The following is an 8,741-nucleotide window of genomic DNA, read 5'->3' on the forward strand; positions in this document are numbered from 1 at the left end:
ACCTCATGATCAACTATGACCTGCCATGGAATCCCAACCGGCTGGAGCAACGATTCGGTCGCATTCACCGCATCGGCCAGGAGCACGTGTGCCGGCTGTGGAACATCGTCGCTGACGAGACACGCGAAGGACAGGTGTTCGTCCGGCTTCTCGACAAGATGGACCAGCAACGAAAGGCATATGGGGGCAAGCTTTTCGACGTGCTTGGCGATGCGTTTGCCGAGAAGCCGCTGCGCGAGCTGTTGATGGAGGCCATCCGTTACGGCGACGATCCTGCGCGTATCGCGGAAATCGAGCGCGTCGTCGATGCACAGGTCGCCGAAGGATGTGAAGAGCTGATCAGCGACCGTGCGCTTGCCCGAGAAACTCTCGGCCCCTTGGAACTCGACCGATTGCGACGCCAGATGGATGATGCAATGGCGCGGCGACTACAGCCGCACTACATCGAGGCGTTCTTCACCGACGCTTTCGGACAGTTCGGCGGACGCCTCACGCGACGCGAACGCCAGCGCTTCCAGATCAGCAATGTTCCGGCGTCGCTGCGGCAACGTCCGGTGCGGCGTGAACATGCCGGCAGACCGGTGGTCCGCGCCTACGAGAGGGTGACTTTCGAGCCACAGGCAATCGCTCGTCGGGACGGCCGACAGGCTGAATTGATGGCACCCGGTCACCCGCTCTTCGATGCAGTCCTCGACTCGACGGTCGATCGCGCAGCCGGGTTGTTGGCCGTGGGCACAACACTCTTCGATCCGCTGGACCCTTCCACCGATCCGTATGTACTGATGGCGATGACCAGCGAAGTACTTGATGGACATCGCCGCGTGGTGAGCAAACGGTTCAGCTTTGTGTCGTTACGGTCCGACGGGTCGGTCGATGATGCAGGTCCGGCACCGCACCTCGATTTGTCTCCACTTCCGCCCTCCGCAGCGACCTCGGCGTCGCAAGCGTTGGCCGAGAGCTGGATTCGCACTGGGTTGGCCGATCGGGCGATGAGTTGGGCGGCCAGCGAGGCCCAGCCCGCGCATCTCTCGGACGTACGCGACCGACTCCTACCAAGTATCGAAAAGACCTCTGCGGCAGTACGTCTGCGTCTGGTGAGCCAAATCAACTATCTGGATTCCGAGGCTGCCCGAGTAAGGGAATCCCGAGCTGCGGGTCGCGGCCGACGGGCCCGGCACAGCCCAGAGTGGCTCGAATCCCGAGCTCGTGAGCTCGAGCAGCGACTGACCACACGTACACAAGAGCTAGCCCGCGATGCGATGCTCACCGCCAAACCCCCTGTGTTGACTGCAGTCATGCTGGTGATTCCGGCAGGCATGGCCGGTGGAACCGTCGCAGATTTCGCACGCGATACCGCCGTTACCGAACGACGCGCTGTCGATGCGGTATTGGCCGCGGAGATCGCGCTGGGCCGCGATCCTGAGGAAATGCCTCACAACCACAAGGGCTACGACATCAGATCCCTACCTCCCGCTGATGGGAAGGGCGCCCGCGGCCCGACAATCTTCATCGAGGTCAAGGGCCGCATTGAGGGTGCGAGCCATTTCTCGATCAGTTACAACGAGGTACTGCACGCCCGCAACACGGGCGCTCATCACCGCCTGGCCCTGGTATCGGTGTCCGATCGAGGACCTGAGTACGACCAGATCCGCTATCTCACCGACTATTTCCGCAACTACAACATGGGCGACACCGATACGGCAACCGTCATGATCGACTGGGGTAAGGCCTGGGTACGGGGTAAACCGCCGCACTGATCCAGAGGTGGCGTCACGCCCTTTCAACCAGGGGCAGGCTCGCGACCGATTCAACTACGGCGGTGGCGAATTCTGCGGCCCCGGCGTCGGCCGAACGGAGCTCGTCTCGCGCCGCTTCGAAGGCTCCAAGAACTCCGCCTCGCAGTCCAGCCAGGAATTCGCTCGCCTGGTCGGCCCCGATACCGAGTTGTCTCGCCGCCTCCATGCATTGCTTGTGCCCGATTGCCTCGAAGCGATACTCCTTGCCGATGCGCATAGCCGAGTACGTCTGGGTGTCCGACGAACGATAGGGGGCGAAGGTCGCCAGGTCGTACAGCGGCGCCATGACGACGGAGGTTGCATCGAGCAACACCGAGTAGTTCTTGATGTGAGCATCCGTGCCCTGAATCACCGTGTTGAACATCAAGCCCTGGTAGAACCCCCACGCTGCTGCGGCACGGTCAGCCACCCGCGGCAGCCCACGAAACAAATGTGCCACGTTCGCAACACCCGGACCACCGTCGAGGCGTTGGTACTTCTTGTCGGGCGAGATGGCCAGCGCCTGACCAAGATCCTCTTGGTGAAGTCGCCGCCATCGCCCGTCACGTAGTTCACGGTCGTAGCGTTCGATCACGATAGTCGGCACATCGGCGAACATCTGCACGCTGCTCGCTGCCACTCGGAGACCGACGAGCGCCGCCGCTCGCATGGTCATGTGTTCCACCACATCAAGGCGCCGATAGCCTCCGGCAAGCGGCTTGAGTATGTGCGTGGTCGGGGTGGCGTCGAGCGGCTCGGCCCAGTCCCCCTCAGGCGTGCGCAGCAGCGCCGTCTTCGGCTGTGCGCCGGCCAGACTGAATCGGCCCGCAACGTTCTCCGCGGATCGGCCGTCTCGATACTCATCGAGCACCGCCCGTAGCTGGGACACCACCTCGGCATCGCTGAGTTCGCGGTATCGGCCGCGCCCCAAGTCGGCGTCCGATGAGCCGTGCCCCTCCGGAATGATCTGCAGAGCACCCGCAACGTCCTCTCCGATGTGGGCAAGGATCGCGAACGGGTTCCCGGCACTGACCCCGAATCGTCGCGCGATCGCCTCACGGGCGGCAGGGTTATCGGTGATCAGTCCGTCGAGGTACGGAAGAACGACTCGCTTTCGATGCTCGGCGACCGCGAGAGGCATCGACAGCGATATCGGCGTGGCACCAGATCGTGAACGATAGGAGTCGGCGTAGGTGAATCGCAGGTCTCCCGACACTGCCTGAGTCAGATGCCCGCAGAGCACGCCGTCCATGTACACAGTCAGCGTGTCGGTCATGTCGAGTCTCCGACCTCGGCAGTGGGGACGCCGGCTGGGTCCGCGACGACGTCGAACCCGTAACCCAACGCAGAGAACACATCCATGACCTTGGACATGTCCACCGACGGTTTACCGTTCTCGAAACTCAGCAGCCAGCGCATCGACACTCCCGACTTCTGAGCAAGAGCGGCCCGCGACAGGCCCGACTCCTCGCGCAGGCTCCGAAGTACGATCCCGGCTTCCCGCGGCGTACGAAACATCGAACCTCCTCCGCCAGATTGCGCACGTACGTTCACCATAGGCGATGTGCACGTTCGTGCACAATCAAGCATGTGCACGATCGTGCGCATAAACTCGCGAATGACTGGACACACACCATGTTGTGCAGTTAGGTTCTAGGGCCCTGTTCCGAACGAGAGGCGGCCATGCCCGGCGACGCACAACAAGTTGGTAAGCGAAAGCTGATCGAGGTCAGCTTGCCGCTCCAGAAGATCAATGAGGAGTCCGCACGCGAGAAGTCCATCCGCCATGGACACCCCTCGACTCTTCACCTGTGGTGGGCCCGACGCCCATTGGCTGCCGCGCGCGCGGTCCTCTTCTCACAACTGGTTGACGATCCATCCTCTCGCCCTGATCTGTATCCCACAGAGGAAGACCAGACCCTCGCCCGAAAGAAACTGCACGAGTTGATCGAGCGCCTCGTGGTATGGGAAAACTCCAACGATGAGGCCCTGCTCCGTGAGGCGCACGAGAAGATCCTGGAGTCCACGAACGGAAATCCGCCACCCATTCTCGACCCCTTCGCTGGTGGAGGAACCATCCCGCTCGAAGCTCAGCGACTCGGCCTCGAGGCTCACGCATCTGACCTCAACCCCGTCGCCGTGCTGATCAACAAGGCACTCATCGAGATACCGCCGAAGTTCGCTGGACAGCCACCAGTCTTTCCTGGCGCAGCAGAAGAGACCATACAAAGCTGGCCCCGTGCAACGGGTCTCGCTGAGGATGTTCGCCGCTACGGACGGTGGATGCGCGACGAGGCAGAGAAGCGGATCGGCCACCTTTACCCGAAGGCGGTGCTATCCGACGGTTCCACAGCAACCGTCATCGCATGGATTTGGGCGCGGACTGTAACGTGCCCCAATCCGGAGTGCCGCATCGCGATGCCACTAGTCCGTTCGTGGTGGCTCGGCAAGAAGAAGGGCAAAGAGGCGTACATCGTCCCGATCATCGAGGACAAAACCTTACGATTCACCATCGGGCACGATCCAAAGCTGGCGCCAAGACCCGATGCCGACGGGACAGTAAGCCGAACCGGCGCAACGTGCGTGCGATGTGGAACGTCCGTAGCCCGTGAACACATCAAGACTGAAGGCCAAGCCGGGAACATGAGCGCTCGGCTTCTCGCCATCGTTGCGGAGGGCCACCGACAGCGGACCTACCTAAATCCGGCGAAGGAACATGAAAGCGCTGCTGAGACACCAATACCACTCGATGTCCCTAACCAGAAGCTGGCGTATCACCCGAAGGACGTCTGGACGCCTCCTTACGGACTCGGCACATTCGCATCGCTCTTCACCCCACGCCAGCTCACCGCACTGACCACCTTCAGTGATTTGGTCGGCGAGGCACGCGACCTCGTCCTACGTGATGCCCTGGCCGCAGGACTACCGAGCGGACCCCGACTCGAAGGCGACGGTGCCGGTGCCGGTGCCGGTGCCGGTGCCGGTGCGGAGGCATACGCCGACGCAGTGGCAACCTACTTGGGACTAGCTGTCAGCAAATTGACTAATCTCGAGTCGTCAATTACCACATGGATGAGCGACAGGGGAGCCTTCCGCGAAGTCTTCGCGAGGCAGGCATTGCCGATGTCTTGGGACTTTGCTGAGGCCAATCCACTCAGCAGCACCGGCGGAAGTATATCAACGGTGATTGACAAGGTATCGAAAGCTGTCGCGGCTACTCCGCCCGGGAAGGGACGGGCCACGCAGTCCGACGCAGCGGCCTCAATTAGGAGCAAGGGACTAGTCTCCACCGACCCGCCATACTACGACAACATTGGATACTCCGATCTTTCCGACTTCTTCTACGTGTGGCTACGTCGCAGCCTGCGTGAAGTCTATCCCGAATTGCTGGCAACAATGCTTGTGCCCAAGACTGAAGAATTGGTGGCAAATCCGTATAGGCACGACGGGAAATCAGGCGCTCAACAATTCTTTGAGGAAGGATTTAGCCGTGTCTTTCAAGTAGCACGACAAGGCGCATACGCTGAACTCCCGATCACCGTCTACTATGCATTCAAACAGCAAGACTCCTCCACCAACGGCCAAGCGTCAACCGGCTGGGAGACACTATTGGAAGCCATGATCGGTGCGGGATGGCAAATCACCGCGACCTGGCCAATGCGCACAGAGGGGAGCGGTCGGCTTCTCGCACGTGACACAAACGCACTAGCTTCGTCAATCGTACTTTCCTGCCGCCCGCGTGCGGAGGACGCACCCCGCACCGACCGTCGCGGATTCATCAGTGCACTAAAATCCGAACTCCCAAGTAAGCTCCACCAACTCCAGCAGGGCGCAATTGCTCCCGTTGATGTTCCTCAGGCGGTTATCGGACCTGGCATGACGGTGTTTTCTCGCTACAGCATCGTACTCGAAGACAACGGATCAAGGATGACGGTGCGCGCGGCACTACAGCGAATCAACGCGATTCTTGACGAACTTCAGAATGAAATGGTCAATGAATTCGATCACGAAACCGGATACGCAGTTGCACTTTTCCGTCAGCAAGGCTTCGGATCTGGCAAATTCGACGATGCCGCAAAGATGGCCGAGAATCGTGGCGTCAACCTCGATAGCCTAGACCGCGCTGGCATCCTCACCAAGGGCGGCGGCAAAGTTGCGTTGATCGCACCGTCGGACATGCCCGCCGACTACGACCCGTCCACCGACACGTCTGTCAGCCAATGGGAGGTGGTCATGCACCTGACCCGCACCCTTGCCGACAGTGGCGTTCCGGCGGCCGCAGCGCTCCTCGGCCGTGTACCGCAGAGCGTCGACTGGGATCTATGTAAAGAGCTTGCGAGCTTGCTGTTCAAACTTGCCGAGGACCAGAAGAAGACCAAGCTGGCTGTCGACTTCAACAATCTTGGTGCCGCATGGAACGACATCGCCCGCCAGGCGCCGGAGTCGTCGTACCAACCAACGCTCATGGAGTAGTTCGACAGGTCAGGCTGGACGACGGATCGATCATCTGAGGACCAAGAGGTCAGCTCCCCGCCAATCGGAGCGGATCCTTCCACCTGCTCATTCCCGTCGCCGCCGTCCTCCCTCACCGCAAGCGACCATGCTCGTCCAGCATGTCCGGCTCTGTGGATAGAGTCGAAGTCGTTCACAACTAGTTGTGCGAAACGGAGACTGCGGACATGGCGATGACAAATATCGAGCGCGTGCAGCGGGCGCTGGGACTCCTCGGTCCCGCGCTCAACGCATTCATCTCGACAACGCTGTCCGCAGAGCTCAATGGCAAGCCGTGGGTCGAGTTGCTGAGGGCTCGCGATGCAGGCAAAGGCGCACCTCCGGACAAGGTCTACAACGCCGATGACGTGCAAAACGGGCTGCGCATGCTCACCGACAACATCCCCAACGCTGTCCGTCGTGGCTGGTATCCCTTCGACGACGTGCTATCGCGAGCGCAGAAGAGCTGGGCGGAAGAACTCAAGGACGTCCGCAACCGCGCGCAGCACTTCGAGCCGTTCACCAACGACGAGGCGCATCGCGCGCTCGATACGGCAGAGTTGTTCCTCAAGGCGATCGGCGCGCCGGGCGAGGCCGATCAGGTCCGCAAGATGCGGATCGATCTGCGTCGTGTGGCGTCCGAGCGCGAGGACACCCGCGCTGCGCGTGTGATGGGTACCGCGGATGTCGGCGCCGAGAACCTCCCGCCGTGGCGCGAGGTCATCAGTCCTCACCCCGACGTGGCGAGTGACAACTTCAATGCCGCAGAGTTCGCCGCCGATCTGCATACCGTCGCCGAAGGCAATGATGCCGGCGAGTATTCCGACCCCGTACAGTTCTTCGAACGTACCTATCTCACCGAAGGTCTGCGGGACCTGGTACACCGCAACGTCGCACGGCTCTCGGGCGACATGAATGCGTCTCCCGTCGTCAACCTGCAGACCAACTTCGGTGGCGGCAAGACCCACTCGATGTTGGCGCTGTGGCATCTCGCGTCGGGCCTCAAGAGTGCCAACTACCCCGACGAGGTGGCCGCACTCGCTGCACCACTGGACGGCCTACCCGCTGGAGTCCGACGGGTCGCACTGGTCGGTAACCAGATGGAACCGGCCACCGAGGACACACGCGACGGCCGTCCACACATCCGCACGATGTGGGGTGAACTGGCCTGGCAGCTCGGCGGCCAGGATGCCTATGACATCGTCGCCGCCTCCGATCGCATGTCTGTGAACCCGGGCGCCGCGTTGCGCGAGCTCTTCGAGGTCTACTCCCCCGCCGTCATCCTCATCGACGAATGGGTGGCCTACGCCCGCCAGCTGATCAGCCAGAGCGGGCTACCCGCTGGCGATTTCGACACGCAGTTCACCTTCGCTCAAACCCTCACCGAGGCGGCGAAAGCCACCAAGGGGATTCAGGTGGTCATCTCGATCCCGGCCTCCTACGACAACCGAAGTGACGGCGACGATGTCAGCGACGAGGAGGTCGGCGGGGAGAACGGTCGAGAGGCTCTCGCGCGTCTCAAGTCCATCGTCGGACGGACCGCAGACCACTGGCTGCCGGCGAATCCCCAGGAGAGTTTCGAGATCGTTCGGCGCCGGATCTTTGCTGCACCCGACGGTGAGACTCTCGCCAAGGTCAGCTCCATCGCCAAGACCCTGGTGGAGTATTACCGAAAGCACCGGACCGAATTCCCCAGTCAGACAACCGAACCCGCGTATGTCGACCGTATCAAGCAGTGCTATCCCATCCATCCGGAGCTCTTCGACAGGCTGTACGAGGATTGGTCGACCCTTGACCGATTCCAGCGCACCCGCGGCGTGCTGCGATTGATGAATCAGATTGTCGGAAACCTCTGGCGCAGCGACGATGCCGCGCCGCTGATTATGCCCGGACTGGTCCCACTTGAAGCCGACTCGGTGGTGACCGAAATCTTGTCGTACCTCGATGTCGGCGGATGGCGGCCGATCCTGACCAGTGATGTTGCAGGTGAAGCGTCGGTTCCCCGCAACATCGACAAGGACCACGATCTCTTCGGCAAGCGACGGGTGGCACGCCGGCTGGCCAAGACGATCTTCATGGGGGCAACTCCGACTCTCCATACCGCACACAAGGGGGTCGACAAGCAACGAATCTTCTTGGGCACCGCGATGCCCGGTGACGTCCCCGGCAATTTCCATTCCGCCCTCGATCACCTGGCGAACAGCTCGACGTACCTCTACACCGACGCCGGCCGGTATTGGTATGACACCCAGGCGAATACGACTCGTGCCGCTCGAGATCACGCCGAGAACCTGCCCAAAGCTGATGTCTGGGCTGAAGTCGAACGACGGCTCGACATCGTGCGACGTGATTCTCGCGATACGAGCTTTGTAGGTGTTCACGTCTGTCCACCTGCGTCCGGAGACGTCCCCGACGAACCAGCAACACGGCTGGTGATCGTACCGATGGAATTCACCCACAGCGCCCGCAGCACCA

At 61.5% G+C, this 8,741-nt stretch carries 5 protein-coding genes; 3 read left to right on the plus strand and 2 right to left on the minus strand.

Going from position 1 to position 8,741, the window contains the following annotated elements; all coding sequences use genetic code 11:
• Window positions 1-86 precede the first annotated feature (86 nt).
• The gene (locus B1964_RS05730) at window positions 87-1,757 is read left to right on the plus strand and encodes a DUF3883 domain-containing protein (protein WP_366664258.1); all 1,671 of its coding nucleotides are present in this window, start codon (window positions 87-89) and stop codon (window positions 1,755-1,757) included.
• Window positions 1,758-1,770: 13 nt separating this feature from the next.
• On the opposite strand, the gene B1964_RS05735 is transcribed toward B1964_RS05730, so the two are convergent.
• Together B1964_RS05735 and B1964_RS05740 are read right to left on the minus strand one after the other, a co-directional pair.
• Complete coding sequence (locus tag B1964_RS05735) at window positions 1,771-3,051, minus strand: HipA domain-containing protein (RefSeq protein ID WP_079929180.1); 1,281 nt, start codon at window positions 3,049-3,051, stop codon at window positions 1,771-1,773.
• A complete protein-coding gene (locus tag B1964_RS05740; protein ID WP_165776351.1) occupies window positions 3,048-3,293 on the minus strand; it encodes a helix-turn-helix domain-containing protein in 246 nt (81 codons plus the stop codon). The genes B1964_RS05735 and B1964_RS05740 overlap by 4 nt, the downstream gene beginning before the upstream one ends.
• A 165-nt stretch (window positions 3,294-3,458) precedes the next feature.
• Between B1964_RS05740 and B1964_RS05745 the strand changes: the two genes are divergently transcribed.
• Window positions 3,459-6,248 (plus strand): DUF1156 domain-containing protein, encoded by a 2,790-nt coding sequence (locus B1964_RS05745; RefSeq protein ID WP_079929182.1) that lies wholly within the window; start codon window positions 3,459-3,461, stop codon window positions 6,246-6,248.
• A 206-nt stretch (window positions 6,249-6,454) separates the two neighbouring features.
• Window positions 6,455-8,741 (plus strand): Swt1 family HEPN domain-containing protein (locus tag B1964_RS05750; protein WP_079929183.1); only part of this gene is annotated, 2,287 nt, incomplete at its 3' end.

Origin of the sequence: Gordonia sp. i37, from assembly GCF_002043085.1 — a bacterium.
Lineage (GTDB): Bacteria > Actinomycetota > Actinomycetes > Mycobacteriales > Mycobacteriaceae > Gordonia > Gordonia polyisoprenivorans.